26 protein-coding genes are annotated in these 25,517 nt (G+C 68.5%); 9 read left to right on the top strand and 17 right to left on the bottom strand.

Annotated elements, in window-relative coordinates; translation table 11 throughout:
* The first annotated feature begins 4 nt into the window (after positions 1–4).
* The gene (locus FFS72_RS00815) at positions 5–766 is read left to right on the top strand and encodes an SDR family NAD(P)-dependent oxidoreductase (protein ID WP_137872156.1); all 762 of its coding nucleotides are present in this window, start codon (positions 5–7) and stop codon (positions 764–766) included.
* Positions 767–890: 124 nt separating this feature from the next.
* Here the strand turns inward: FFS72_RS00815 and FFS72_RS00810 are convergent, their stop codons facing one another.
* From FFS72_RS00810 to FFS72_RS00800, 3 genes are all read right to left on the bottom strand, one after another.
* On the bottom strand, positions 891–1,454 hold the full coding sequence (locus FFS72_RS00810) for a mismatch-specific DNA-glycosylase (protein ID WP_137872155.1): 564 nt from the start codon (positions 1,452–1,454) through the stop codon (positions 891–893).
* A gap of 20 nt (positions 1,455–1,474) precedes the next feature.
* Positions 1,475–3,136: an alkaline phosphatase D family protein gene (locus FFS72_RS00805; protein WP_137872154.1), complete on the bottom strand. Its 1,662-nt coding sequence runs from the start codon at positions 3,134–3,136 to the stop codon at positions 1,475–1,477.
* 79 nt (positions 3,137–3,215) lie between these two features.
* Positions 3,216–3,644 (bottom strand): very short patch repair endonuclease, encoded by a 429-nt coding sequence (locus FFS72_RS00800; protein ID WP_137872153.1) that lies wholly within the window; start codon positions 3,642–3,644, stop codon positions 3,216–3,218.
* A gap of 127 nt (positions 3,645–3,771) precedes the next feature.
* Between FFS72_RS00800 and FFS72_RS00795 the strand changes: the two genes are divergently transcribed.
* Positions 3,772–4,482 carry a phosphatase PAP2 family protein gene (locus tag FFS72_RS00795; RefSeq protein ID WP_171018501.1) on the top strand — a complete coding sequence of 237 codons (711 nt, stop codon included), beginning with the start codon at positions 3,772–3,774 and terminating at the stop codon, positions 4,480–4,482.
* A 55-nt stretch (positions 4,483–4,537) separates the two neighbouring features.
* On the opposite strand, the gene FFS72_RS00790 is transcribed toward FFS72_RS00795, so the two are convergent.
* Positions 4,538–6,073: an MFS transporter gene (locus FFS72_RS00790; RefSeq protein ID WP_137872151.1), complete on the bottom strand. Its 1,536-nt coding sequence runs from the start codon at positions 6,071–6,073 to the stop codon at positions 4,538–4,540.
* A 95-nt stretch (positions 6,074–6,168) separates the two neighbouring features.
* On the opposite strand from FFS72_RS00790, the gene FFS72_RS00785 reads away from it, so the two are divergent.
* From FFS72_RS00785 to FFS72_RS00775, 3 genes are all read left to right on the top strand, one after another.
* Positions 6,169–6,822, top strand: coding sequence for a TetR/AcrR family transcriptional regulator (locus FFS72_RS00785; protein ID WP_137872150.1), 654 nt, complete (start codon positions 6,169–6,171; stop codon positions 6,820–6,822).
* Positions 6,823–7,108: 286 nt separating this feature from the next.
* Entirely contained in the window at positions 7,109–7,762 is a 654-nt protein-coding gene (locus tag FFS72_RS00780) for a S1 family peptidase (protein ID WP_137872149.1), read from the top strand.
* Between the two features lie 6 nt (positions 7,763–7,768).
* A complete protein-coding gene (locus FFS72_RS00775) occupies positions 7,769–8,509 on the top strand; it encodes a DUF6319 family protein (protein ID WP_137872148.1) in 741 nt (246 codons plus the stop codon).
* 93 nt (positions 8,510–8,602) lie between these two features.
* Here the strand turns inward: FFS72_RS00775 and FFS72_RS00770 are convergent, their stop codons facing one another.
* The 5 genes from FFS72_RS00770 to FFS72_RS00750 all read right to left on the bottom strand — a co-directional run bounded on the left by FFS72_RS00770 (position 8,603) and on the right by FFS72_RS00750 (position 14,535).
* Positions 8,603–9,628 carry an adenylate/guanylate cyclase domain-containing protein gene (locus FFS72_RS00770; protein WP_249353063.1) on the bottom strand — a complete coding sequence of 342 codons (1,026 nt, stop codon included), beginning with the start codon at positions 9,626–9,628 and terminating at the stop codon, positions 8,603–8,605.
* Positions 9,621–11,342 carry a dihydroxy-acid dehydratase gene (ilvD, locus tag FFS72_RS00765; RefSeq protein WP_137872147.1) on the bottom strand — a complete coding sequence of 574 codons (1,722 nt, stop codon included), beginning with the start codon at positions 11,340–11,342 and terminating at the stop codon, positions 9,621–9,623. The genes FFS72_RS00770 and ilvD overlap by 8 nt, the downstream gene beginning before the upstream one ends.
* Positions 11,339–11,920 (bottom strand): TIGR03086 family metal-binding protein, encoded by a 582-nt coding sequence (locus FFS72_RS00760; RefSeq protein ID WP_137872146.1) that lies wholly within the window; start codon positions 11,918–11,920, stop codon positions 11,339–11,341. Before FFS72_RS00760 ends, ilvD begins: the two co-directional genes overlap by 4 nt.
* A gap of 4 nt (positions 11,921–11,924) precedes the next feature.
* On the bottom strand, positions 11,925–12,713 hold the full coding sequence (locus FFS72_RS00755) for a VOC family protein (RefSeq protein ID WP_137872145.1): 789 nt from the start codon (positions 12,711–12,713) through the stop codon (positions 11,925–11,927).
* Positions 12,714–13,083: 370 nt separating this feature from the next.
* The gene (locus FFS72_RS00750; protein ID WP_137872144.1) at positions 13,084–14,535 is read right to left on the bottom strand and encodes an MFS transporter; all 1,452 of its coding nucleotides are present in this window, start codon (positions 14,533–14,535) and stop codon (positions 13,084–13,086) included.
* 150 nt (positions 14,536–14,685) lie between these two features.
* Between FFS72_RS00750 and FFS72_RS26285 the strand changes: the two genes are divergently transcribed.
* Complete coding sequence (locus tag FFS72_RS26285; RefSeq protein WP_171018500.1) at positions 14,686–14,841, top strand: hypothetical protein; 156 nt, start codon at positions 14,686–14,688, stop codon at positions 14,839–14,841.
* 82 nt (positions 14,842–14,923) lie between these two features.
* Here the strand turns inward: FFS72_RS26285 and FFS72_RS00745 are convergent, their stop codons facing one another.
* The 6 genes from FFS72_RS00745 to FFS72_RS00720 all read right to left on the bottom strand — a co-directional run bounded on the left by FFS72_RS00745 (position 14,924) and on the right by FFS72_RS00720 (position 21,399).
* Positions 14,924–15,772, bottom strand: coding sequence for a 3-hydroxybutyryl-CoA dehydrogenase (locus FFS72_RS00745; RefSeq protein WP_137872143.1), 849 nt, complete (start codon positions 15,770–15,772; stop codon positions 14,924–14,926).
* Between the two features lie 80 nt (positions 15,773–15,852).
* Positions 15,853–16,668: an SDR family NAD(P)-dependent oxidoreductase gene (locus FFS72_RS00740; RefSeq protein ID WP_137872142.1), complete on the bottom strand. Its 816-nt coding sequence runs from the start codon at positions 16,666–16,668 to the stop codon at positions 15,853–15,855.
* A gap of 253 nt (positions 16,669–16,921) precedes the next feature.
* Positions 16,922–17,152 carry a hypothetical protein gene (locus tag FFS72_RS00735; protein ID WP_137872141.1) on the bottom strand — a complete coding sequence of 77 codons (231 nt, stop codon included), beginning with the start codon at positions 17,150–17,152 and terminating at the stop codon, positions 16,922–16,924.
* A 49-nt stretch (positions 17,153–17,201) separates the two neighbouring features.
* Complete coding sequence (locus FFS72_RS00730; RefSeq protein ID WP_137872140.1) at positions 17,202–18,629, bottom strand: FadD3 family acyl-CoA ligase; 1,428 nt, start codon at positions 18,627–18,629, stop codon at positions 17,202–17,204.
* Entirely contained in the window at positions 18,626–19,807 is a 1,182-nt protein-coding gene (locus FFS72_RS00725; RefSeq protein ID WP_137872139.1) for an amidohydrolase family protein, read from the bottom strand. Before FFS72_RS00725 ends, FFS72_RS00730 begins: the two co-directional genes overlap by 4 nt.
* A 38-nt stretch (positions 19,808–19,845) precedes the next feature.
* Positions 19,846–21,399 carry an AMP-binding protein gene (locus FFS72_RS00720; protein ID WP_137872138.1) on the bottom strand — a complete coding sequence of 518 codons (1,554 nt, stop codon included), beginning with the start codon at positions 21,397–21,399 and terminating at the stop codon, positions 19,846–19,848.
* 143 nt (positions 21,400–21,542) lie between these two features.
* On the opposite strand from FFS72_RS00720, the gene FFS72_RS00715 reads away from it, so the two are divergent.
* On the top strand, positions 21,543–22,259 hold the full coding sequence (locus FFS72_RS00715) for an enoyl-CoA hydratase/isomerase family protein (RefSeq protein WP_137872137.1): 717 nt from the start codon (positions 21,543–21,545) through the stop codon (positions 22,257–22,259).
* 69 nt (positions 22,260–22,328) lie between these two features.
* On the opposite strand, the gene FFS72_RS00710 is transcribed toward FFS72_RS00715, so the two are convergent.
* Together FFS72_RS00710 and FFS72_RS00705 are read right to left on the bottom strand one after the other, a co-directional pair.
* Complete coding sequence (locus FFS72_RS00710) at positions 22,329–22,574, bottom strand: (2Fe-2S)-binding protein (RefSeq protein ID WP_137872136.1); 246 nt, start codon at positions 22,572–22,574, stop codon at positions 22,329–22,331.
* A 16-nt stretch (positions 22,575–22,590) separates the two neighbouring features.
* A complete protein-coding gene (locus FFS72_RS00705; protein ID WP_137872135.1) occupies positions 22,591–23,421 on the bottom strand; it encodes an SDR family oxidoreductase in 831 nt (276 codons plus the stop codon).
* Between the two features lie 91 nt (positions 23,422–23,512).
* On the opposite strand from FFS72_RS00705, the gene FFS72_RS00700 reads away from it, so the two are divergent.
* Both FFS72_RS00700 and FFS72_RS00695 read left to right on the top strand, forming a co-directional pair.
* Complete coding sequence (locus FFS72_RS00700) at positions 23,513–25,090, top strand: methylmalonyl-CoA mutase family protein (protein WP_502704057.1); 1,578 nt, start codon at positions 23,513–23,515, stop codon at positions 25,088–25,090.
* A complete protein-coding gene (locus FFS72_RS00695) occupies positions 25,090–25,491 on the top strand; it encodes a cobalamin B12-binding domain-containing protein (RefSeq protein ID WP_137872133.1) in 402 nt (133 codons plus the stop codon). The genes FFS72_RS00700 and FFS72_RS00695 overlap by 1 nt, the downstream gene beginning before the upstream one ends.
* The last annotated feature ends 26 nt before the right edge of the window (positions 25,492–25,517 follow it).

The following is a 25,517-nucleotide window of genomic DNA, read 5'->3' as shown; positions in this document are numbered from 1 at the left end:
GAACATGGGCATCCTCGACGGAAAGGTCGCGATCGTCACCGGCGCAGGCCAGGGCATCGGCCGCGGCATCTCGCTGGCACTGGCGAAGGAGGGCGCGGCGATCGCAGTCGCGGGCCGAACCGAGTCGAAACTGCACAAGACGGTCGCGGAGATCGAGGAGTTCGGCGGGCGCGCGATCCCCGTGCGCTGCGACGTCTCGGCCGCCGACGACATCGACGCCGCCGTCGCGACCACCGTCGACCAGCTGGGCGGTGTCGACATCATGGTCAACAACGCCAACGACTCCAAGCCCGGCAAGCTGCTCGACGTCGTAGACGCGGACTTCGAGCGGGCGTTCGCGTCCGGACCGCTTGCGACGCTGCGATTCATGCGGGCATGCCACCCGCACATGGTCGCGCGCGGCGGCGGGTCGGTCGTCAACCTGGTGACCTCGGCGTCCGTGCGGTGGGACGCCAGCAACTACGGCGTCTACGGGTCCATCAAGGAGGGCACGCGCGTCCTGACCCGTGCGGCCGCGGCGGAGTGGGGACGTGACGGCATCCGCGTCAACAACGTTGCCCCGCATGCGATGACGCCTGCGCTGCAGTGGTGGATGGACAAGAACCCCGAGGAGGCGGAGGCCTTCGTCGCGGGCATCCCCCTCGGCCGCGTCGGCGACCCGGAGTCCGACATCGGCCGCGCTGTGGTGTTCCTGTGCTCCGAGGATTCCCGGTACCTCACCGGTGCCACTGTTCCCCTCGACGGTGGCCAGTCCCGCTGGGGTTAGGCCCTGTCCACAACCTGTGCACACAGGTTGTGGAGTACGCGCAGGGGTGTTGTGCGCGCAATTCCTATGTGCACGTTGCAGTATCCGTGTGCGCAGGGGATTTCGCTGGTCGGATGGCGGTCCGCTACAGCACCCCTGCGTCGACGGCGGCGAGGCGGTACCACTCGGCGAGGGTGTCGACGGTCTCGTGCGCGTTGAGGCCGCTGGGGTTCGGCACCACCCACAGTGCCGCGCCCTCGAGATCGTTCGGTTGTCTCCCGGTCGATGCCTGACGAAGCCCGAATGCCGTGCGGTACGCCGTCACCCCGGCGACCGCGACGACGGCGGGACGCGTCGAGCGCACGACCCGACGCAGTCGCTCGGGGCCTTCGCGTAGCTCGGACGCCGTCAGTTCGTCGGCCCGGGCGGTGGCGCGTGGCGCGAGGTTGGTGATCCCGATCCCGCGGCTGAGCAACAGGTCCCGGTCGGCGTCGGACATCCCGGCGCTCGGGTCGATGCGGTGCGGCACGATGCCCGCGCGGTGCAGCGCGGGATAGAACCTGTTGCCGGGACGGGCGAAGTGCGCTCCGGTCGCCGCGGTCCACAGACCGGGGTTGATGCCGACGAACAGCAGTCGGCATCCTGGCCCGATCAGGTCCGGGACCGCGGCGTCGCGGAACGACTCCAACTCGGCGCGTGTGAAACCCATCGCGCCAGTAGATCATCCGCTCAGGCGTTGTCGAGCACAGACGTCCCCGACTCGACGCGCATCGCCTTGGATGTCTCGACGCCCGAGTTCGGGTTGAGCTTGTCGACGGCACGGAAAGCGAACCGTGCCTCGCTCGCGTCGACCTCGAGGATCCCGTAGCCGTGCGCGACCATGTCGGCGTGCTTGAGGTGCGGGTTCTTCGCGAGACGGCTCGCTTCCTCGGCCCTGGCCCCGCTCGTGTCGACGCCGCTGCTGGTGTAGCCGCCGTCGCCGGTGTTGGAGGACGTCACCGACGGAACGACGAACTCGACGCCCGCGCGCCGGGTCCCGGGCGCGTTCACCTGGGCGCCGCTCGGAGTTCCGGGAGCGAACCCGGTGTCCCACAGTTCGCCCGCCCAGCCGTCGTGGTCGTCGCCGGTGACAAGAAGGAGATTCTCGACGGATTGTGCTGCAGTGGAGAGAATTTCGTTGCGTTCGGCCCCGTAGCCGTCCCAGGTGTCCATGTACGCGCGGGTGCCCTGGTCCTCGACGACCATGCCCATCATCATGTTCGGGTTCGCGACGACCTTCCACCGGGCGTCCGAAGTGGTGAGTCCATTGAGGAACCACTGCTTCTGCTGTGCACCCAGCATCGTCCGGCCCGCGACGTCGGCATCCGCGCAGACGATGTGGTCGAGGGAGTCGCCGCATCCCTGCTTGTCACGGTACTGGCGAGTGTCGGGCGCGAACAGTTCGACGGTGCGGCCCACGCGCAGCGACCGGTAGGTGCGGGTCGGGTCGCCCGCGAATCGGGGGACGGGCATGTGCTCGAACCACGACTGCCACGCCTGCTGCTTCTTCTGCTGGAAGCCGATCGCGCCCTCGATCGGCGAGATGACGGGGAACGTCCAGCCGTCCTTGCTGTAGTTGTTGCGGAACTCGTGGTCGTCCCAGAGTGGTACGAACGCGTGACTGCTGTGCATCGCTCGCAGGTCGGCGTCGGTGCGGTATCTGCGGTACTTGTCGCGCATGGCGTCGAGGGTCTGAGGGAAGGCGTTGCTCTCCACCCCACGGACGCCGGGCTTGGTGAACTCGTACACGTAGTCGCCGAGACAGACGACGAAGTCGAGGTCCTCCGCGGCGAGGTGCCGGTGCGCCGCGTAGTAGCCCTCCTCGAAGCCCTGACAGGTGAACCAGCCGATGCGGACCGGTTCGTTGGAGTCGGCGGGCCGCAGCGTCCGGAACCGTCCGACCGGGGACTCGCCGCCGTCACCGCGGAACTGGTAGTAGTACGCCTCGCCGGGCGCCAACCCGGTTGCGTCGAAGTGCACCGTGCCGTCGGCATCGCCCGACACCTGCACGCGTTCGGCGATGACGGGACTGGACAGGTCCTCTCGCGCCGAGACGATCAGCGCCAGTTCGCCTCCGGTGGCACTGCTCCCTGCACTGCCGGTGGAGACGCTGCTGCCTGCCGCGCTACCGGCCCCGACCCGAGTCCACAACGTGGCACCGTCCGTGCGCGGAACACCGGCCATCACGCCGTTGCCGAACTCGGGGTTCCGGATCAGTCCCGGTCCGGCGTCGGGTGCCTGACGCAAAAGGGGTGCGGCGTTCGCGCCTGCGGGGAACAGCGCTGCCCCACAGAGAGCGGTGGCGCCGACCAGGAATGCTCGGCGGGAGACGTTGGTGGACGGGAAGGGCACAGGACACCTCGGAGGGGAGGGGACAGTTACACATTTACACTAGACGTAACTTTGCATTCGCTCCGAGTTTTCTCGATGTTCACCGATCGTTCCGTGCGGGGTGAAGTGCGGCCTCCACCGCATCGGCGGCCGTCACCGGGTCCTCGTGCTCCCAGATCCGGACCACGGTCCAGCCCGCCGCGGCGAGCCGATCGTCGGTGTCGCGGTCGCGGGCGACGTTCCCGTCCAGTTTCGTGGCCCACCACGCGGCGTTGTTCTTCGGCGACGTGGCGTGCCGCGGGCAGCGATGCCAGAAGCAGCCGTCGACGAACACCGCGACCCGGGCCCGCGAGAACACGAGGTCTGCGCGCCGGCGCATTCCGGGAAGGGGTGCCCGGTCGACCCGGTACCGGCGACCACGGCGATGCAGCTCCCTCCGCAACGCCAACTCCGGCGCGGTGTCGCGGCGACGCTGCGCACTCATCCTGGCGCGGGTCGCCGCCGAATCCGGAAGTGGCCGGGCCGTCATGGATGCCATTGTCCGTCGATCGTGGCGATCACGAGATGCCCGGCTGTTTCACCGGTGTTCACCGGTCCGGGGTTGCGCCGACCGGCCCTCTCAGTCTCCTGCCAGCTTCGCCCCGTACATTCCGCCCGTGCGTACCCGCCTCCTACCCCGGCACTGGCCCCTCGGGCTGGCCGCCCTGATCGTTGCTGCAGGCATCCTCGCCGTGTTCGGTCCGGCCGACATGGCGAGCAACCCCGTCATCGGCTGGTCGAGCTCCCTCTATCGGGACGTCGACGCCGTCACCGCGTCCTGGCCTGCAGGCGCGGGGACCGTCAGCGATCTCGTCGCGGAAGCGGGCCTGGTCGCCCTCGCGCTGATGCTCGCGGTGTCGTTGTGGTGGGGTCGCGGTGACACCCGCACCCTCGCAGTCGGCTTGGCCGCGGGCGCAGGCGCGGCCGGATCGGCCCTGGCGACTCTCGCCGTGAAGTCGGTCGTCACCGAGGAACGGCCCTGCACCGCACTCCCGGGAGTGCACGCACTCTCGGAGTGCCCACCGCTCGGTGACTGGTCGTTCCCCAGTAACCATTCCGGAATCTCTGCGGCCCTCGCCACTGCGGTGGTCCTCGCCGGCTATGCGGCGCGTCGGACGTGGATGTCCGTGCTCGCCTGCGTCACCGCGGTGATCGTCGGCTTCTCCCGGGTCGTCAGCGGGGTGCACTACCCGCACGACGTCGCCGCGGGGCTGGTGTTCGGCTCGTGCATCGCACTCGCCTTCGCAGTGGCCCTGACGCCGGTCGCGACGATCGTGGTGCGCCGCGTCGGTCTCGGCTCTCCCCAGCGCGAGCCCGCGCACTACTAGGGCATGTCGTTTCGGCGTCCCTGATACGGGCGGTGCTCGGCGAGCCTGCCTGGGTTCAGTCGACGAGGGCAGGTTCCTCGGGAACGGGCGCGGAAGCGCGGCGAGCAGGCGCACAGAAGCCGACAGCGACGGCGGCGACGAGCAGGATCCCACCCAGCACGTAGGCGGCGTTCGACATCCCGTCCATGAACGCCGATCGCGCGAAGTCGGCGAGCTGCTCCCCCTGCGGACCGGCCATCTTCGCCACTTCGAGTGCGGCCGCGAGGGACGATCCGACCGGTTCCTTCGCCGCTTCGGGGACCGCGTCGACGGCGGGCGCGATCTCGCGGCTGTAGGTGGAGGCCAGCAGGCTGCCCGCCAGCGCGATCCCGATGGCGGCGCCGACCTCACGGGTGGTGTCGTTGACGGCGGACGCGACGCCCTGTTTGTCGTCTGGGGTGTTCTCGACGATCGCGTGCGTGGCCGGTGCAGTGCAGAGGCCGAGGCCGAACGCGTAGATCATCAGGCACCACACCGTGGTCCAGTACCCGCTGTCGGCGTCGATGGTCGCGAACGCGAACATCCCGACTCCCGTCAGGCTCAAGCCGACGACGCTGAGCCAGCGCAGTCCGACACGCGGGAGCAGCCACGGGACGACCGCGGACATTCCCATCACCGGTATCACCATCGGAGCCAGCGCGATCCCGGACATCAGCGGACTGAATCCTCGCACCAACTGCATGTACTGCACGACGAGGAAGAACATCGCGAACGATGCGAGGAACTGCAGCGTCATGGACAGTGACCCGGCGCTGAACCCGCGATTGCCGAACAGTCGCACGTCGAGCAGGGGCTCCGCGCGGCGCAACTCGACCACGACGAATGCCGTTCCGCACACGACAGCGATCACGAGAGCCGTGACCGGCAGCGGGTCCGACCAGCCGCGGAGCGGACCTTCGAGCATGCCGAGGACGAAACCGCCGACCGCGCCGACCGACAGCAACGAGCCGGGCACGTCCATCCGTGGGGGGTGCTCGGCGCGCGACGGTGGGATGGTCCAGGTGACCACGAACAGTCCGATCGCGCCGACGGCGAACCCGACGAAGATCGACTGCCACGACCAGTGCTCGAGCATCAGGCCGGAGATGACCATGCCCGCGATGCCGCCGATCGCGGCGACGCCCGCCCAGATCGCGACACCGCGAGCACGATGTTCGGGCGGGAATGTGGCCACCAGCAGCGACAACGTCGCGGGCATCATGAAGGCGGCGCCGACGCCGGCGAATGCGCGGAACGCGATGATCCAGGTGGGGGAGTCGAGCCAGATCGGTCCGAGGGAGGCGATGCCGACGATCGCCAGACCGATGAGCAGCACCCCGCGGCGGCCGTACCGGTCGCCCAGCGCACCTGCGGGCAGCAGAAGCGCAGCCAGGGTGAGGGTGTAGCTGTCGATGATCCAGGTCAGTTCGCCCTGGGTGGCACCGGTGTCGAGGGCGATGGCGGGCAGGGCCGAATTGAGGGCAGCCATCGCGGCGATGACCAGGGCCACGCCCGAGCACACCACGAAAAGCGTCCAGATCTCCCGGGCGGTCAATCCGGTTCGTGCATTCATGCGCGGCCTTCCCCGAGGCAAAATGAGACTGTCAGTATCGTTTGTGGTGTCGGGGTTCCACAACCCACAGGTTTCGTGAGCGATGGGAGGGTGCCGTGAACGCGGACGTTTCGGGACGCGTCGACCCGCGCAAGGCGCGGTCGCGGGCGCGACTGCTCGACGCGGCGACGACCCTCCTCGCCCGCGGCGGGATCGACGCCGTGACGATCGACGCCGTCACCGAGGCCGCCCACGTCGCACGCGCGACGCTGTACCGGCACTTCGACAGCGGTACCGAACTGCTCGCCGCAGCCTTCGCGCGCCTGGTGCCGCCGGCGTCGTCGGTGCCTGTGGGTGCGACGCTGCGCGACCAATTGATCGCACTCGTCGAAGAACAGGACAGGCTCATCGACGAGGCCCCCGCACAGCTGACGGCGATGTGCTGGCTCGGGATGGGGCCCGGAATCGGCGGTCCCGTGTCCGTTCGCGCCGCCAACGCGGACCGAAGCGAACTGCACTCGCTGCGGCAGCGCATCGTCACCCGGTACCGGGAGCCGTTCGACCGCGTCTTCACGAGCGCGGAATGCCGCGAACAACTCGGCGAGTTCGACCACGACGTGGCCCTCGCGCAGCTGATCGGACCGCTCGTGTTCGTGCGGCTGGCGACACTGCCTCCCCTCGACGCCCGCGTGCGGGAACAGATCGTCGACGACTTCCTCGCCGCGCGAGGCCGGGCAGTGGGTCGCGACGTGGCCGCCGCGGAGGAGTGACACCGCACCACCGAGGTTCGGCGAATCGCAGCAAACGACTGCACGGGCTTGCGCATGCGCGGATACTGATGAGATACCTCCCGGCCACCCGTCGGTGCACCTGGCGCCCATCGCCGCCCCGCTGCGCCGCCGTCGGCACCGATACACACCCCGTATCGGCTCTCCACGCCGGACGGCGATTGCCCCGACAGGCGCATCTGAGGGAACCGAGAGGCATGCCCTGTGAGCTCGTCTCCCACGGACCGGGCGTAAGGCCCGGCGCGGCGAACCTCCTGGAGGTCGGACGATGGCCAAGAAGGCGACATTCGTGGTCGTGGTGATCGCGGCACTGATCGGATACCTGGGCGTGGGAACCTCCGCGGCCGCTCCACCTGCCGTGATGGGAGGAGGCACCGGCATCATTCTCGGCAACGAGGCGCTGTGCACGTTGACCGCCATCGGTCACGACAACAGTGGCAAACTCGTCGGTCTGACGGCAGGACACTGCGGCGAACCGGGCTACGAGATCGTCCCCGAACGCAGACAGGACGTCGGCATCGTGGGCCACATGGTCGGCAAGAGTCGCGAACTCGACTACGCGGTGATCGAGTTCGACCCCGCGAAGGTGGTCCCGGTCAACCGCATCGGGCCGGTCACCATCACCGCGGTCGGGACACCCGCCAACTTCCCGGACGTGGTGTGCAAGCAGGGGCTTCGCACCGGAAACACCTGCGGCATCGTGTGGGGCGACCTGCTGCGGACCAACGAAACGTGGACCCAGATGTGCGTGATCGAGGGTGACTCGGGATCGCCTGTCGTCCGCGGGACTACATTGGTCGGCATGGTGAACGCCTACTTGGGGGTCGCGTGTCTCGGCCCCGAACTCGGAACCGACATCGACATCATCCTGGCGGATCTCAACGCGCACGGCGGCGTTGGCGCAGGCTTCCGTCCGATCTGATCACGTATGCCCCCTCGCTCCCGGCTCGGTGACCGCCTCACCGAGCAGAATCTCACTGACCTCGCCGCCGCCATCGCAGATGGAAAACGCGCCACCGTCTACCTCAACGACGCCACACCGAGCCTCGGGCTGCCCGCGGGCTGTTCCGCGAAAGTGGTGTCGGTGGACGGCACCACGGTGCTGATCCGACCCAAGGGTGTCAATGACGAACTGCCTTTCGAGGCAGACGAATTGCGGATGACGCGGAACCCCTCGCAGCCCGCTGCGAAGCCGGCACCGGCGCCGAAGCCGGCTGCTCCGCCGGCCCGACCGCGGTCGGCAGCAGCGCAGGCCGCCCTCGACCGGTCCGCGGCCTCCGCGCCCAAACCGGTGTCGCCGCAACCGAAACCCCTCCCCACCACACCGAAGGACGCTGTGACAACTCCGACCCCCGACGCCGCGCCCGCGCCGGCGCCGAAGCGCCCCCGCCGCACGAAGGAACCCGTCGGCGTCAGCGTCACCCTGCACGCGGAGGCGGGAGGCGAATGGACCGTCACCGTCACCCACGGCGCGAAGCGTCCCGGCAAGGCCGCACCGGTGTCCGCGGATTCGGTCGAGCGGGCGGTCCACGAACTCGGCGATCCCGCTGCGGAGGAGGCTGTCGCGTCGGTACTCTCGGCCGCCCGCGAGGCCGCCGCGAAGCGCGTCGAGGAACTCAGCAAGCAGCTCGACGAAGCCCGCAGCGCGCTCGAGTCTTTGGGGTCCTAGCCCGCCCCACCTCACCTCTGCTTCTCCTGAATGGCCCATTCATTCGGTCAGACCGAATGAATGGGCCATTCAGGCAGGTGGGCGCTGGGACCGTCAGCGGCGCAGGGTGTACGCCTTGAGCCTGTTGTAACCGCGGACCCGCAGGGTGCGCATGGAGCGCACCTGGAACTCGTGCTCCGATTCGAGGGCGTCGGCCATCGCGGAGTCGATGAGGACGGTGCCGGGGCGGGCGGAGCTGGTGAGCCGCGCGGCGATGTTCACGACCGCGCCGTACACGTCCCCGAACCGGACGAGCACCTCGCCGAGGGCGAGCCCGACACGAAGATTCGGCAGTTCCTCGGTGCTCTGTGCGGCGTCTTGCAGCGACAGGGCGATGCGGGCGGCGTCGACGGGGTCCTCGGCCGCGAAGAGCACTTCGTCGCCGACGTTCTTGATCACCCAGCCGCGGTTCTGACTGATGACGGTGGTGACGGTGGACTCGAAGAACTCGAGCAGCGTGGTGAGTTCGGTGATGTCGAGCCGGCGGGTGAGGCTGGTGTAGCCGACCATGTCGGCAAACCCGATCGCGAGCGTGCGCCGGTCCGTGTCCTCGCTGCGCCGGTCGAGGAAACGGGCCGCGTTCGACGCGAGGTGCCGCCGCCACGCGTAGGACTGGAGCTTCTCGAGGGTGGGCAGCATCTGCTCGGCGACGAGGGAGGCGGCGGCGGCCACCGCGCGCGGGTCCACTTCGTCGCCTGCCTCGTGGTTGCGGACCCGATCGGCGACATAGGTGTTGAGCAGGCCCAGCTGCCACTCGGCGAGCCGTGAGAACGCCTGTCCGAGTGCGCGGGTCACCGACACCTCGAGGCCGGGGTCGATGATGCCGGCGTCGACCAGGGAGGTGATCGACTTGAGTGCATCGACGTCGGCGTCGGTGAACATCGGCTCGTCGGGTTTGTCGTCGTGGGCGAATCCCAGCGCGACCCACAGGCGTTGGGCCCGTTCGAGGGGGACACCGGCGATCTCGGCGGCCTGTTCGCGGGTGTACTTGAACTCTCCGCCGAGGAGGCTCCGTTCCACCTCGGCTTCGATCATCTCGAACTCGCGGGCGCGCCGCCGTTCGTGGTCGCGATCAGCCACACACAGCCCCGTTCGATGCCGAACCCACGAGTTTCGTGTACTTGGCGAGCACTCCGCGAGTGTACCGGGGCGGCAACGGCTCCCATCCCTGTGCGCGCAGCGTGAGTTCGCCCTGGTCGACGAGCACGTCGAGACGCCCGGTGCCGACGTCGAGGCGGATCGGGTCGCCGTCACGGACGAACGCGATCGGTCCGCCGTCGGCGGCCTCGGGTGCGACGTGCCCGACGCACAGCCCGGTGGTGCCGCCGGAGAAACGGCCGTCGGTGAGCAGCAGGACGTCCTTGCCGAGTCCGGCGCCTTTGATCGCGGCGGTGATCGCGAGCATCTCCCGCATCCCGGGCCCACCCTTCGGGCCTTCGTAGCGGATGACGACGGCATCCCCCGCGGTGATGGTGCCGTCCTCGAGGGCGTCGAGCGCGGCGCGTTCGCGGTCGAAAACGCGTGCCGTCCCGGTGAACACGTCGGACTCGAAGCCGGCCGACTTGACGACGGCACCGCCTGGTGCGAGTGATCCGGCGAGGATGGTGATGCCGCCGGTCGGGTGGATCGGTGAGTTCATCGCGCGCAGCACCTTGCCGTCCGGGTCGGGGGGTGCGATGTCCGCCAGGTTCTCCGCGAGCGTGCGTCCGGTGACGGTCAGGCAGTCGCCGTGCAGCAGACCCGCGTCCAGGAGGGCCTTCATGACGACGGGGACGCCGCCGATGTGGTCGACGTCCTTCATCACGTAGGCGCCGAACGGTTTGACGTCGGCGAGGTGCGGCACCTTCGCGCCGACGCGTTTGAAATCGTCCAGGGACAACGGGACCCCGGCCTCGTTGGCGATCGCCAGCAGGTGCAGCACCGCATTCGTGGATCCGCCGAACGCCATCACCACCGCGATCGCGTTCTCGAACGCCTCTTTCGTCAGGATGTCCGACGGGACGATCCCGCGGCGCAGCAGCTCGACGACGGCCTGCCCGCTGCGGCGGGCGTATCCGTCGCGGCGGCGGTCGGTGGCGGGTGGCGCGGCCGATCCGGGCAGCGACATGCCCAGGGCCTCGGCGGCGCTGGCCATCGTGTTGGCGGTGTACATGCCGCCGCAGGCGCCCTCGCCGGGACAGATCGCGCGTTCGATGGCGTCGACGTCCTCGCGGCTCATCAACCCGCGGGCGCACGCGCCGACGGCCTCGAACGCGTCGATGATGGTGACGTCCTTCTCGGTGCCGTCCGAGAGCTTCGCGATGCCGGGCAGGATCGATCCGGCGTACAGGAACACCGACGCGAGGTTCAGGCGGGCGGCGGCCATCAACATGCCGGGCAGCGACTTGTCGCACCCCGCGAGCAGGACGGACCCGTCGAGGCGTTCGGCCTGCATCACCGTTTCGACGCTGTCCGCGATCACTTCCCGTGACACCAGCGAGAAGTGCATGCCCTCGTGGCCCATCGAGATGCCGTCCGACACCGAGATGGTGCCGAACTCGAGCGGGTATCCACCCGCCGAGTGGACGCCGTCCTTCACTGCCTGAGCGAGCCGGTCGAGGGACAGGTTGCAGGGAGTGATCTCGTTCCACGACGACGCGACCCCGATCTGGGATTTGCCCCAGTCGTCGTCGCCCATCCCGACCGCGCGGAGCATGCCGCGGGCGGCGGTCTTCTCCAACCCGTCGGTGACGTCGCGGCTGCGCGGTTTGACGTCAGGGACGCCGTGGGGCGTGACGTCGGGTTCGTTCGTCATCGTGTGCCTCCTTCGGTCGGTCGGGGATCGCGCCCGGTGAGCGCGAGGAGTCGGTCCTGCAGCGGTGCGTCGTCCGGCACGGGGACCGGGGCAGCGAACAGTCCGCTGGCACCGAGCATGTCGCGCTGTTCGTCGAACACGTCCCACACGGCGGCGACGAGTCGGGTGTCGAGCGTTTCGTCGGCGCCGGTCGCGCGGGCGAGGTCCCACGCGTGGACGGTGATGTCGCAGACCTGTTCGCGCAGATAGTGATCCACCGTGACCACGGCATAGGACAGGTGTACGAGTGAGGACGCGGGCGCGACGTCCCAGGCGGCGGTCGCCAGCCCCGAATACTGATTCCACTCGGCGACCAGGTCGTCCTCTCGCAGCGGTCGGATCCGCTCCTCGGCCTCGCTGATCGTGAGCCCGCCGAGCAGTGGTGGCACCCACTGCTGTTCGACGACGACGTGCCGGACGAGGGCGGTGACGTCCCAGTCGGTGTCGGGTGTCGGGGCGGACCAGTCGGTGATCGGCTCGACGCGCGTGGAGAATTCGTGTTGAGCCTGGCGCAGCAGCGCCAACCACTCCAGGGCCACGGCGTCACCCCTCCTGTTGTGGGGGCTCGGGGTGGATGACGCTGAACACGCCGCCCGTCGGGTCGGAGAGGACGGCGATGCGTCCCGCGCCGGGAATGTGGAAGGGGTCGACGAGTGTCGCTCCGCCCGCGGCGATGGACTGTTCGGCGGTGGTGTCGGGATCGTCCACCGCGAAGTAGACCTGCCAGTGTGCCGGTGCTCCGGGGATCTGCGGTGTGGCGCACCCGCCGATGTCCTCGCCGCCTGCGTGCAGCACGGTGTAGCTGCCGTCCGGCATCGGCGTCGCCGTGGACGTCACGCCGAACACGGTGTCGTAGAACGCCAGCGCGGACGCCGGTTCGGCGGTGATCAATTCCGACCACACGAGGGCGCCCGCTTCGCCGCGCAGGCCCGCACCGATGTGCCTGCCTGCCTCCCACAGTCCGACGACGGCGCCTGTCGGATCGGCGACGAATGCCATGCGGCCCGCGTCACCGACGTCCGCCGGGTCCATCAGCACCTGGCCACCCGCCCCGGGAACCTTCGCCGTCGTCGCGGTCACGTCGCCGGTGGCGAGGTAGGTGTTCCAGTGCGACGGCGTCTCGGGCGGGGTGCCGGGCGGCTGTCCGCCGACGGCGGCGACCGCGTGTCCGCGGAGTTGCGCCATCGCGTACACCCCGCCGTCGGCGTTCGGCATCCGCTCGAACTCCCAGCCGAGCAGCCGGGCGTAGTAGTCCTCGGCCGCGGCGGGGTCGCCCGCCGCCAGGTCGACCCAACAGGGCACGCCCTCCGGGTAGTGCGAGCGGGTGGGCATGGTGACGTCCTTTCGCGTGGAAATTCGGTCCTGCAGATCCCCGCCCACGACCTCGTCGGGCGGAGACCTGCATCCACGCTTCCAGTCCGCGGTGCGTTTGAAAAGTGGAGCGGCTGTATCGAGATGTCGCCGATGCCGTCTCCGCGGAGCCGGGCGCGTGACCGGCACCCCGGTGACGTCGCCGCGCGGGTCCCTGACCTGCTGTGTCGACCCGATCGTGTGGTCGCGGCGGTGCGGTACCCGTCGCGAACGATGGGAGGGGTCACGGTGCCGGGGACTGGAAGCGTGGATGTGGGTGGACTCGATGTGGGTGGACTCAAGGGGCCGGATGCCGTCGCCGGGGTCCGTCGGTGGCCGGCTCTCGACCCACTCAGCGATCATCGTGTGCGGAATCGAACTCCGGCACGAGCGCGGGAGCCGAGACGTCGCAGTGGGGTTGGCATTCGATCGAATCAGCGTGTTCGCCAGTGGGTTTCGCCGACGGAACCAACAGAGCAGCGATCGCGGCACCCGCGAGCATCAATCCGGCGCAGATCAGCATCGCGACGTGGAACCCGGCGTCGAACCCGTCGACGTCCGAGTAGTCGGTGATGCCCGCCAGCCCGGGCAGTGCCGCGACGGCGAGCAGCTGCGCCGTCCGGGCGACGGCGTTGTTCACACCGGAGGCGATGCCGGCGCGGTCCGTGGACACCGACCCGAGGACGGCCCCGGTCAGCGGCGCCACGAGTGCCGACAGGCCGAGTCCGAACACCAATACCGCAGGCAGGACGTCCGCGACGTACGAGGCGTCGGGGCCGATCCGGAGCATCAGCAGCAGGCCGACCGCTCCGACCAGTGGTCCCACCGTCATCGGCAGCCTGGCCCCGTGATGCTGCGCCCAGCGTCCCGCACGGGACGACAGCACCAGCATCAGGACGGTGATCGGTAGCGTCGCCACTCCCGACGCGATCGGCGAGTACCCGGCGACGATCTGCAGCTGCAGGACCAGGAGGAAGAACACCCCGCCCAGCGCCGCATACACGGCGAGGGTGACCAGATTCGCCGCGGTGAACACCCGCGACCGGAACAGTGACGGCGGCACGAGCGGATTCGTGGAGCGTCGCTCGGTGACGACGAACAGGCCGAACGCGACAATCCCGATGCCGACGGGTATCGCGTGTCCGGCGATCAGACCGTAGGTCAGGGCGGCGAGGGCGACGATGCCGAGCGCGGTGCCCGGGATGTCGAGTCGTCCGTGAGCGTGCGGGTCGCGGCTGTCCGGGACGTGCCGAACAGCGACCCACACCACGGCAGCCGCGAGGGGAACGTTGAGCCAGAACACGGCCCGCCAACTCGCGACCTCGACGAGCCAGCCACCGAGGAACGGCCCGGCCGCCGACGCGACACCGCCGAGCCCGGACCACAGTCCGATGGCGGCGCCGCGATCGTCGTCGTCGATGGTCGCGGACAACAGCGCGAGGCTGCCGGGGGTGAGCAGTGCGGCACCGACGCCCTGCACGATGCGGGCCGCGATGAGCAGTTCGATGTTCGGTGCGAGTGCACAGGCCGCCGAGGCGACCGTGAACCACACGGTGCCCCAGACGAACACGCGACGCCTGCCGAGGCGGTCGCCGAGAGCGCCCGCGAGCAGGATGAGTGAGGCGAGGGTGAGGGTGTATCCGCTGACCACCCATTGCAGGTCGGCGACGGAGGCACCGAGGTCCTCGCCGATGCGGGGAAGTGCGATGTTCACGACCGTTGCGTCGAGCATCGCCAGCGACGAGCCGAGGACCGTCGCGACTATCACGGCCCGGCCCGTCGGTGACCGCAACGGGACAGTCATGGGTGTGACGCTACGCCCCGACGTTCGGGGCAGCCGGATTCAAATCCGCTGCCTGCGCATTCGCGTGCCGTCACCCCTCGAGGCGCGGATTCGGCGCGAACCGTGCGGTTACATCGTCCCCGCTCAACCAATCACACAAGGAGAAGTTCAATGGCAGTTGCACGTGCGACCCGCGAAGGTTCGATTTCCGACGACAACCTCGCTCTCATCAAGCAGATCCAGCCGATCGTGACCGGTGTCGGCGCCATCGTCGGCGGCCTCGGCGCGGTCCTCACCGTGGTCGGTGCCGCGTCGGCGTTCAGCTGAGCGCCTGTGCCTGTGCGCGGGTTTGGTGGTGAGGGCCACCAAACCCGCGCACTTGCGCGTTGTGCCTACTTGTAGTCAGTGCCTACTTGTAGTCGTAGAACCCACGGCCGGTCTTGCGGCCCAGACGGCCCGCGTCGACCATGCGACGCAGCAGCGCCGGCGGAGCGAAGTGCGGCTCCGCGAACTCCGCGTAGAGCGACTCCGCCGCGGCCAGCGCGATGTCGAGGCCGACGGTGTCGAGCAGGGTCAGCGGACCCATCGGGTAGCCGCAGCCACCCTTCATCGCCGCGTCGATGTCTTCCTTCGACGCGTAACCCGACTCCAGCATCCGCACCGCCTGGCACAGGTACGGGATGAGCAGCGCGTTGACGATGAAGCCGGACCGGTCACCGGCCTGCACGGCCGTCTTGCCCAGCGTGTTCTTCGCGTAGTCGGTGACGGCGGCGGCCGTCTCCGGAGCGGTGACCAGCGTGGAGATGATCTCCACCAGCGGCATTACCGGCACCGGGTTGAAGAAGTGCACGCCGACGACCTGCTCGGGACGCCGCGTGGCGCCCGCGACCTTGATCACCGGGATGGAGGAGGTGTTGGTCGCGAGGATGCCGGACGGCTTCACGATCTTGTCGAGCTTGCCGAAGATCTCGTACTTGAGAGCCTCGATCTCCGGCGCGGCCTCGATGACCAGGTCGCGGTCCGCGAACTCCTCGATGTCGAGGGTGACCCGCACGCGGGCGATGGCCGCGTCGGCCTCTTCCTGCGTGATCTTGCCCTTGGCGACACCGCGGGAGATGGACGTCGCGATGCGCGCAGTGGCGGCGTCGGCGAACTCCTGCTTCGTCTCGAGCACCAGGACGTCGCTCCCGGCCTTCGCGCACACCTCGGCGATTCCGGCACCCATGGTGCCGCCACCGATAACTCCGATCAGCTCCACAGCTTCACTCCAAACCTGGAAATCTCGTCATGTTGTCGGGCTCATTCTGCTATGCGCCGACAATCGGGCCGCCGTCGGCGTCAGCGGTCGACTGATGCATGCATCCGCACGTTGCCGAGAAGATGTGCCGGAATGAGCGCGCCGATGCGTCGGGTCGTTGTACGAATGCTCACCGCTACGACCCGGTTCACGAGGCCGGAGATCACGCTCGGTGGCGTATTCCGCCGGTCGAGCGCGCGGAATGTGGTCGCGACAACCTCGGGCGCCGTCTGCATCGGCACCACTGCTGCGGCGTACGAGCCGACGACGTCGAAGAACTCCGTCCGCGTGGGTCCCGGGCACACGGCGAGCACGGTCAGTCCCGTACCGCGGGCCTCCGCCCACAATGCCTCGGAGAAGCTGAGTACGAACGCCTTCGTCGCTGCGTAGACGGCCATCCCGGGTATCGGCTGGAATGCCGTCGTGCTCGCGATGTTGACGAGCGCGCCGCCGTGGCCGGCGAGCAGGTCGGGCATGAACACGTGCGACAGCTCGACCAGGGCGTTCACGTTGAGTTGGATCTCGGAGTCGAGTCTGTCGAGGTCGGCGGACGCGAAGTCGCCGAAGGTTCCGAATCCGGCGTTGTTGATCAGCGAGCCGACACGAATTCCGCGTGCGGTGAGTTCTCCGCGTAGTCGGGCGGCGGCGCCCGCGGCGGCAAGATCGGCGGGCAGCACCGTGACGGTCACGCCGTAGTCGCCGCGGAGTTCGTCAGCGAGTTGTTCGAGACGATCGGCGCGCCGGGCGACGAGCACCAGGTCGGCGCCGCGATCGGCGAATCGTCGGGCGAACTCGGCGCCGAGGCCGGAGCTGGCGCCGGTGACGAGGACGGTTGTTCCGGATACGTCGATGGACATGTCTGCTCCTCGGGGTCGGTTGGATCCGCCATCCGTGGTTCGGGAGACCTGACGTGATTCGTACATCGATCCTGTCACCGACCCCACACTGTGGGAAAGGCTCCGGACCCTCGGGCTGTGCACGCTCCTACCGCGAGGACGTGTGGACGCACTCGTGCCAGCAAATCACCGGCGAGAAGTCGGACGCGTGATGTGCGGAACCACCGGCCGGCGCAGATCCGACCGGTGGTTCCGCGGCTCGTCGGGCTCCGCCTCAGCCGGCCCGTGCCATCGGGGGAAGGACCCGCCGGTTGCACACCTCCATCAGCTCGGCGACGACGTCCGCGTCGAGGGTGCCGCGATTCGGCCCGGTGAGGATGCGGCGGACGCGCTGGAAGTACTGAGGTGCGTTGATGCCGAACGCGACGTAGATGTCCTCGTCGGACCCGCCGTTCCAGTGCCGCCACCTGACGGCGTGTTCGAGCATCGCAGCGTCGTTGGTCATCGGTTGCCTCCTTCGGGCGGCAGTTGACGGTGCAGCGGGCCGGGAGCGGTTACCGCAGTTGGTCTTTCATGACCTTTCCGGTCGCGTTCAGTGGTAGTGCGTCGAGGAACTCGACGAAGCGGGGGGCCTTGAACCCGGCCATCCGCTCGCGACCCCAGGCGATCAGGTCCTCGGCCGCGACGGGACGCTTCGGTACGACGAACGCCTTGCCGACCTGCCCGAGTCGCTCGTCGGGGACCCCGATCACCGCCACCTGGTCGACATCCGGGTGCTCGAGGAGGAACCCTTCGATCTCCGCCGGGTACGCGTTGAAGCCGCCGACGATGAACATGTCCTTCTTGCGGCCGATGATGCGCAGCCGCCCGCCGTCGTCGAGGCTGCCGAGGTCGCCGGTGCGCAGCCACCCCTCGGCGTCGATCGCGTCCGCGGTGGCGGCCGGATCGTCGAGGTATCCCTGCATGACGTTGTAGCCCCTGATCAGCACCTCGCCGTCGTCGGCGATGCGTACTTCGATTCCGTCGCAGGGTGTTCCGACGGTCGTCGCGATCTGCTCGAACGTGTCACCGGGCCGGGATGCGGTGGCGGTGCCACCCTCACTGAGGCCGTACCCCGTCATGATCGTCTCGAAGGGCAGTTCGCTCTTGACGCGCCGGATCAACTCCACCGGAATGTCCGCCGATCCCGTCACCGCCGCGCGCAGCGACGACAGATCCCGCTCGCGGGGAGCTGAGAGCAGCGACTGGTAGAGCGTCGGCGGTCCGGGGAGCATGGTGACCTTCTCCCGTTCCACGAGGTCGAGCACGTCCTCGACGTCGAGCACCGGTACCGGCAGTACCGTCGCGCCGCGGATCATCGACGCGACCACCCCGGCCTTGTATCCGAACATGTGGAAGAACGGGTTGACGATCAGGTACCGGTCGCCCTCCCGCAGGTCAGCGAGGTCACACCACTCCGAGAACATCCGCAGCGTCTGCAGGTGATTCATCATGACGCCCTTGGGGCGCCCGGTGGTTCCGGAGGTGTACATGATGTCGGCGATGTCCTCGCCCGCGATCTCGCACTCGAAAGGGTCACCGCTGCAGAGGAAGTCGGACTTGATGTCGACGATCGGCACGTCGACGGCCACCGAGTGGTCGAGGTCGAGGAACCCCTTCTGGACGAGAACGAGCTTCGCCCCGCTGCGGCGGACGATGTCGGTGGCCTCGTCCGACTTGTACCGCGTGTTGACGGGGACGAGCACTCCGCCCGCGGTGAGCAGGCCGAACGCGGCGATGATCCATTCGGCGGAATTGGGCGCCCAGATCGCCACCCGATCGCCCTTCCGGACGCCGGCCGCGGCGAAAGCTCCCGCGGCTCGGCGGATCCGGTCGGCGAGTTCGGTGAAGGTGATTCGGAGCGGCCCGTCGACGACCGCTTCGGCGTCACCGAAGCGGTCGGCCGCACTCAGGACCATCTCGGGGATGGTCTGCCACTTCATACGCCCAGCAGCCTCGCAAGGTTGCCGCCCATGATCTTGGCCTGGTCCTTCTCCTCGAGATGGTCGAGCATGTCGGCGAAGTGGGTGGGCTGCGCGAGTCCCTCGGGGTGGGGGAAGTCGGATCCGAACAGCACGCGGTCGACACCAACGAGGTCGATCAGATCGGTGACGCCCTCCTCGTAGAAGGGGCTCACGTGGATGCTGCGCTTGATGGCCGCGACCGGGTCCTGCATCCCGAACCCTTCGGGGGCCTTCTTGTAGGTGTCCGCGAGGGTTTCGAGCAGCGGTCGCAGCCAGCTGGCGCCGCTCTCGATGACGGCGATCTTCAGGTCGGGGAAGCGGAACAGCGCGCCGTGGCACACCCACGAGGCGACGGTGTCCTGCACCGGACGCCACTCGTTGACCATGCTGAACGTGTTGGTCTGGAAGGGGAGCATCTCGCCGTCGCTGCCGTCCCACTCGGCGTCGTGGCGGGCGTAGCCGCTGTCGGACGAGTGCATCGCGACGAGGATGTCGAGCTCGACGACGCGCTTCCAGAACGGATCGAATTCGGGGAGCGCGAACGAGCGGGGGCCCTTGTAGCCCGGGACCGGAGCCGGCCGGATGAGGACGGCCTTCGCGCCGCGCTCGGCGACCCACTCGAGCTCCTCGATCGCCTTGTCCACGTTGGGCAGGGTGATGACCGGCGTTGTGAAGATCCGATCCTTGTAGTTGAACTGCCAAGTCTCGTAAAGCCATTCGTTGAGCGCGTGGACGACGACGTGGATGGCGTCGGGATCGTGCCGCATGCGCTCCTCGACGAGGCTCGCGAGGGTCGGGAACATCAGGGTGCGGTCCACGCCGAGCTCGTCCATCAGCTCCAGGCGGGCGGCGGGCTCACGGAAGGCGGGGATCGACTTCATCGAGGAGCCGAAGATCTCGCGCCTGCTCTTGCCTTCGGGGTTGCCGTTCTTGAAGTAGTCCTCCATCGCGCCGGGACGCGCGACCACCTCGAAGGTGGGGTTCGGGATGTACTCGCTGATCTGGCCGTTGATCGCGATCTTGGTGCGGCCGTCGACCTGGACGTACTTGATGACGCCCTTGTACTTCTCGGGGAGGAACTTGGTCAGCGCCTCGGGGGTCTCGTACAGGTGGTTGTCCGCGTCGAACAGCGGATACGGCAGCTCTTTGGGTGGCATGTGATCCTCCTTCTCGATTTATGAGAATACTATTCTCTTCATGTGAGTGTCGCAATATCGTGCCGAACGACGAACTTCTGGATCTTGCCGCTGGCGGTCCGGGGAAAGTCGTCTACCTGGTGCAACTGCTCCGGCCACTTCTGTTTGGCCAGTCCCGCGCGATCGAAACCCGCGCGCACTTCCGCCATCGTCGGCGCCGTACTGCCGGGACGCATCCGGACCACCGCCGCGGCACGTTCGCCGAGGCGAGCGTCGGGAACCGCCACGACAACGGCCTCCGCGACACCGTCGAGCGTGAGGAGAACCTCCTCGACCTCCAGCGCGCTGATGTTCTCGCCGCCGCGAATGATGATGTCGGCCTTGCGATCCGTGATGGTCAGGTACCCGTCCGTGTCGAGAACGCCGATGTCGCCCGTGTGGTACCAGCCGTCCGCGTCGAACGCCTTCTCCGTCAGCGCGAGATCGGTGTAGCCGATGCACAGGTCCGGCCCGCGGCTGAGGATCTCGCCGTCCTCGGCCAGCCGGATCTCGACGCCGGGCAGCGGGTCACCGTCGGTGAACAGGCGTCTGTCGGCCGGTGCTGTATGCCGGGATCCGGTGATCGACGGGTGCTCGGTGCTGCCGTACGACCGGAAGACGGTGATGCCGAGGTCGTCGAGGCGGGTGGTGACCGCGGACGGGACGGACGATCCGCCGAGACCCGCGTACTTCATGAACGGCAGGTGGTCCGGGGTGAAGTCGGGGTGGTCGAGCAGGCTGGTGATGAAGTACGTGGCGCCGCCGCCGACGGTGAGCCCGTCGCTCTCCATCAGCGAAAGTGCCTGCGCCGGATCCCAGTTGTCGGTGAGGTTGACCGCGGTGCCGTCGAGGACGGGAATCAGGAACGCGTTGATCATGCCGATGAAATGCCCGACGGGCGCCGCCGTGAGCTGGCGTCCGCGATCCGGCGGGTAGAGACCGGCGAGCTGCCGGGTCTCGTGCCCGAGCGTCTGATGGCTGTGTACAACACCTTTGGGTGAGCTCGTGGTGCCGGAGGTGAAGGCGATCAGCGCGGGCTCGGCGGGGTCGACCGCGAGAACACCGGGGAAGGGGTCGGTGGCGAGCAGGTCGTCGAAGTTGTGCCCATGGTCGGCGGTGCTGCCGACGATTCCGACGACAGGGACGTCCGCGCACAGGTCGGCGTGGAACTCGGTGCGCCCGAAGCCCTCCGTCGTGACGAGAACCTTCGGTTTGGTGTCGCAGAGGATGAACTCCAGCTCCCTGCGTCCGTAGAAGTGGACGATCGGCACGACGGTGGCGCCGAGGAGCGAGGAGGCCCAGAAGACGGCCGCTGCCTCCATCCAGTTGGGCAACTGGAACGCGACCACGTCGCCGGGGCCGACGCCCCGCGCATCCAGGCCCGAAGCGAGCCGTCGCGCGACGAGTTCGACGTCGCGGAACGTCCCCGACCAGGGCCTGGTCGCGGAGTGGACTCGGAACTCGATGTCCGGGGCCGCGGCGAGACCGCGGGCGAGGAGGTCGCCGATGGTGTCCCGGGTCCACCACCCCTCGGCTTCGTATCTCGTGACCAGTTCGCCTGGAATGTGTCGCATGCCGAGTGCTCCAATGCCCGTCGCGGAGCCCGCGCCCGGGCGTGATGACGGCGCCGGCGGGGTCGTCCGACTGATCCGATGTCAGCAGCGGATACATTATTCTCAGATCAAGAGAATGCCAATATCGGTTGGGAGAATGAATCATGGTCGAGCTCGAGTTGGATCAGGGTCTGGCGGTCATCACGATCAACCGCCCGCACGCCCGCAACGCCATCGCTCCCGAGACGATGGACCAGTTGGACCGGGCGCTGGACGAGGCGGCGGGCGCGCAGGCGCTCGTGGTCACCGGGGGTGGCGACAAGGCATTCGTGTCCGGCGGTGACCTCAAGGAACTGAGTCTGTTGCGCACCGAGGAGCAGGCCGCGGACATGGCGTGGCGGATGCGGTCGATCTGCGACCGGATCGCGACGTTCCCCGCACCGACGATCGCCGCACTCAACGGACACGCGCTCGGCGGCGGGGCGGAAGTCGCTGTGGCAGCGGATATTCGGATCGCCGCCGACGACATCAAGATCGGCTTCAATCAGGTGTCGCTCGCGATCATGCCTGCCTGGGGTGGTGCCGAGCGGCTCGCGGCGCTCGTCGGGCGCGGTCGCGCGCTGATGCTGGCCGGATCGGGCACGATCCTGCCCGCGGAGGAGGCCGCTCGACTCGGCCTCGTCGACCGGGTGCTGCCGCGTGAATCGTTCGACGACGGGTGGCGGACGCTGGCCCGATCACTGGCGAAGCCGTCGTCGGAGCCCATCAAGCGGGTCGTCGGCGGCGCGTCGGAGTCCGAGGCGGTCGCGGCGTTCGCGCGACTGTGGGTCGCCGACGCGCACTGGGAGGCCGCCGACAAGGTGCTGAGCAAGAGTCGCTGATCCGCGAAAGTGCAGTTCCCGTCGCGCCACCTCTGGTGATGCGACGGGAACTGCACACGGTCCGGCCCGTCAGCCCCCGACGGTGGCCTGACGGTGCCGCACCCGCGAGGTGACGAACGCGGCGACCGCGCTCGCGGCCGTTACCTCCGTGCCTGGCGCCGCGGCGGCGATGATCGCCTGGACGGTCCGGCGGCACCGGCCGCAGTCGGAACCGGCCCCGCACGCCGAGGCGACCTCCCGCGACGTGCGAGCACCCTTGGAGACGGCGTCGTCCACCATCTGGTCGGTCACGCCGCGGCACAGGCAGATGTACATGGCAACCCCCGGTGGGTCAGTCGAGGAACAGGTCGAGCTGCGGGTTGTCGCCGCCGCCGTAGCGAGACAGGTCGGTGACGCCGGACTCGGTGAGGACGTCGGCGTCGATGAAGCACTGACCGGTGGTGGTCCGGGCGGGACGGGACAGAACGTCGACGGCGGCGTCGGCCATGATCTCGGGGCTGCGCGAAGACGACAGCAGGTTCTCGCCGTCCACCATGTTCGCCACGGCCGAGGTCGCGATGAAGGTCTGCGGCCACAGGCAGTTCGCGGCGATTCCGGCGTCGGCGAACTCGGCGGCGAAACCCAGTGTCAGCAAGGTCATTCCGTACTTCGACAGGGTGTACGCGGGATGGGCGCCGAGCCAGTGCGGGCTCATGTTCACCGGCGGGGCGATGGTGAGGACGTGTGGATTGGCCGACGCGCGCAGGTGCGGGAGGCAGGCCTGAGTGAGCAGGAACGTGCCCTTGCAGTTGATGTCCTGCATGAGGTCGTACTTCTTACCGGACAGCTGCTCGGTCGGGTCGAGTCCGATCGCGCTCGCATTGTTCACGCAGATGTCGATGCCGCCGAACCGCTCGACGGCGGTCGCGGCGGTCCGGGCCACGTCCTCGTCGTTTCGGACGTCGCCCACGACGGCCACCGCCTTACCGCCCGCCTCTTCGATCTCGGCGACCGCGGTGTGGACGGTGCCCTGCAGTCGCGGGTGCGGCTCGGCGGTCTTGGCGAGGAGCACCACGTTCGCGCCCTGCCTGCCCGCAGCGACCGCGATCGCCAGTCCGATTCCGCGGCTGGCGCCGGAGATGACCATCGTGCGGTCGGTGAGGGTGTTCTGTCGGCTGGACATCGTTCTCCCGTCGAGTCGGAGCCACCACCACGGGGCTCCATTCTCTGTGATGATATTGGCATTCTCATTTTCTGCAAGTATCGTATCCGCTGTGACTGACATCGTTGAGACCTCGTCGGGGATCCCGCTGGAGGCGGTCTACGGGCCGACCGACACCGGTGTCGCCCCGCCCGCCCCGGGGGCCTTCCCGTTCACCCGAGGCAACTTCTCTTCCGGATACCGCGGCCGGCTGTGGACGTTCCGGCAGTACTCCGGATTCGGTACCGCCGAGGAGTCCAACCGGCGCTATCGCTATCTCCTCGAACAGGGCGGTACCGGCCTGTCGGTCGCCCTCGACCTGCCCACCCAGTGCGGCTACGACTCCGACGACCCCGAGGTCACCGAGGAGGTCGGCCGGGTCGGTGTCGCCGTCGACACCCTCGCCGACGCGGAGGTGCTCTTCGACGGCATCCCGCTCGACAAGATCAGCACCAGCTTCACCATCAACGGCACGGCCGCGATCCTGCTCGCCTTCTACGTCGCCGCCGCCGAACGCAAGGGCGTCCCGCGCGAGAAACTCACCGGCACCATCCAGAACGACATCCTCAAGGAGTACGCCTCCCGCGGAACGTGGATCTGGCCGCCGGAGCCGTCCCTGCGGCTCATCGCGGACACCATCGAGTTCTGCGCGGCCGAGGTCCCGAGGTTCAACGCGATCTCCGTTGCGGGAGCGCACTTCCGCGACGCGGGCGCCAACGCGGTGCAGGAGATGTCGTTCACCCTCGCGGACGGCGTCACCTACTGCGACACCGTCGTCGAGCGGGGCCGGATGACGATCGACGAGTTCGCGCCCCAGATCTCCTTCTTCTTCTACACGCACGGCGACTTCTTCGAGGAGATCGCGAAATACCGTGCCGGACGTCGTCGTTGGGCCACCATCGTCCGCGAGCGGTACGGCGCGACCACCGACAAGGCCGCGATGTTCCGGTTCGGCTGCGTCGCGGGCGGTGCCTCGCTGTACGCACCGCAGGCCCAGAACAACCTGGTGCGCGTCGCCTACGAGTCGATGGCCTCTGTCCTGGGTGGTGTGCAGTCGATGTTCACCGCGGCATGGGACGAACCGTTCGCACTGCCCAGCGAGGAATCGGCGACGCTTGCGCTGCGCACCCAGCAGATCCTCGCCTACGAGACGGGCGTGACCCGCGTCGCCGACCCGCTCGGCGGCTCCTACTTCGTCGAGGCGCTCACCGACGCCACCGAAGCGAAGATCATCGAGATCATGGCCGACCTCGAGGCACACGGCGGCATGGTCCGCGCCATCGAGGATGGCTACCTGCAGGGCCTGATCGCCGACGAGGCGTACACCCTGCACAAGCAGATCGAGGCGGGGGAGCGTCCGGTCGTCGGCGTCAACAAGTTCACCTCCAACGAGCCCGCCCCCGAGATCGGCACCTACGAACTCGACGCCGAAGGACGGGAACTCCAACTGAAACGACTCGCGAAGGTCAAGGCCGAACGGGACCCCGACGCGGTTCGCACGACCCTCGCCGCACTGTCCCGTGCAGCGGAAGGAACGGACAATCTGATGCACTCCCTGATCGACTGCGCCAATGCGTACTGCACCGTCGGCGAGATGGTCTCCGCGCTCAAGGCCGTGTGGGGCGAGTTCCAGCAGCCGGTGGTGTTCTGATGACCGCCCGCATTCTTGTTGCCAAGCCCGGCCTCGACGGGCACGACCGCGGCGCCAAGATCGTCGCCAGGGCCCTGCGTGATGCCGGCTTCGAGGTCGTCTACACCGGCATCCGGCAGCGCATCGAGGACATCGTGTCCATCGCACTGCAGGAGGATGTCGCCGTCGTCGGCCTGAGCATCCTCTCCGGCGCGCACGTCGCACTGACGACGCGTGTCGTCGAGGCACTGCGGGAGGCAGACGCCGCGGACATCGACGTCATCGTCGGCGGCACCATCCCGCAGGAAGACGTCCCCAAGTTGCTCGACGCCGGGGCCGCGGCGGTGTTCCCCACCAGCACGCCCCTCGACGTCCTGGTCACCGAGATTCGCAAGCTGACCGGAACGCCCTCCCCGACCTGACCGAAACGCCGCACCCGGTCGAAGGC

The organism is Rhodococcus sp. Q (assembly GCF_005503035.1).
GTDB lineage: Bacteria > Actinomycetota > Actinomycetes > Mycobacteriales > Mycobacteriaceae > Rhodococcus_G.
The sequence above is the reverse complement of the archived record's forward strand: the minus strand, read 5'-3'. Positions and strand labels throughout refer to the sequence as shown.

Bases quoted from the DNA above. Each gene is read 5' to 3' on its own strand.
- FFS72_RS00810 (WP_137872155.1), bottom strand. From the start codon at position 1,454: ATGGGTTTCACACGCGCCGAGTTGGAGTCGTTCCGCGACGCCGCGGTC.
- FFS72_RS00735 (WP_137872141.1), bottom strand. From the start codon at position 17,152: ATGACCAACGACGCTGCGATGCTCGAACACGCCGTCAGGTGGCGGCAC.
- FFS72_RS00705 (WP_137872135.1), bottom strand. From the start codon at position 23,421: ATGTCCAGCCGACAGAACACCCTCACCGACCGCACGATGGTCATCTCC.
- FFS72_RS00720 (WP_137872138.1), bottom strand. From the start codon at position 21,399: ATGCGACACATTCCAGGCGAACTGGTCACGAGATACGAAGCCGAGGGG.
- FFS72_RS00775 (WP_137872148.1), top strand. From the start codon at position 7,769: ATGCCCCCTCGCTCCCGGCTCGGTGACCGCCTCACCGAGCAGAATCTC.
- FFS72_RS00800 (WP_137872153.1), bottom strand. From the start codon at position 3,644: ATGACGGCCCGGCCACTTCCGGATTCGGCGGCGACCCGCGCCAGGATG.
- FFS72_RS00740 (WP_137872142.1), bottom strand. From the start codon at position 16,668: ATGTCCATCGACGTATCCGGAACAACCGTCCTCGTCACCGGCGCCAGC.
- FFS72_RS00790 (WP_137872151.1), bottom strand. From the start codon at position 6,073: ATGAATGCACGAACCGGATTGACCGCCCGGGAGATCTGGACGCTTTTC.
- FFS72_RS00715 (WP_137872137.1), top strand. From the start codon at position 21,543: ATGGTCGAGCTCGAGTTGGATCAGGGTCTGGCGGTCATCACGATCAAC.
- FFS72_RS00730 (WP_137872140.1), bottom strand. From the start codon at position 18,629: ATGAAGTGGCAGACCATCCCCGAGATGGTCCTGAGTGCGGCCGACCGC.
- FFS72_RS00815 (WP_137872156.1), top strand. From the start codon at position 5: ATGGGCATCCTCGACGGAAAGGTCGCGATCGTCACCGGCGCAGGCCAG.
- FFS72_RS00780 (WP_137872149.1), top strand. From the start codon at position 7,109: ATGGCCAAGAAGGCGACATTCGTGGTCGTGGTGATCGCGGCACTGATC.
- FFS72_RS00755 (WP_137872145.1), bottom strand. From the start codon at position 12,713: ATGCCCACCCGCTCGCACTACCCGGAGGGCGTGCCCTGTTGGGTCGAC.
- FFS72_RS00695 (WP_137872133.1), top strand. From the start codon at position 25,090: ATGACCGCCCGCATTCTTGTTGCCAAGCCCGGCCTCGACGGGCACGAC.
- FFS72_RS00725 (WP_137872139.1), bottom strand. From the start codon at position 19,807: ATGCCACCCAAAGAGCTGCCGTATCCGCTGTTCGACGCGGACAACCAC.
- FFS72_RS00710 (WP_137872136.1), bottom strand. From the start codon at position 22,574: ATGTACATCTGCCTGTGCCGCGGCGTGACCGACCAGATGGTGGACGAC.
- FFS72_RS00750 (WP_137872144.1), bottom strand. From the start codon at position 14,535: ATGACTGTCCCGTTGCGGTCACCGACGGGCCGGGCCGTGATAGTCGCG.
- ilvD (WP_137872147.1), bottom strand. From the start codon at position 11,342: ATGACGAACGAACCCGACGTCACGCCCCACGGCGTCCCTGACGTCAAA.
- FFS72_RS26285 (WP_171018500.1), top strand. From the start codon at position 14,686: ATGGCAGTTGCACGTGCGACCCGCGAAGGTTCGATTTCCGACGACAAC.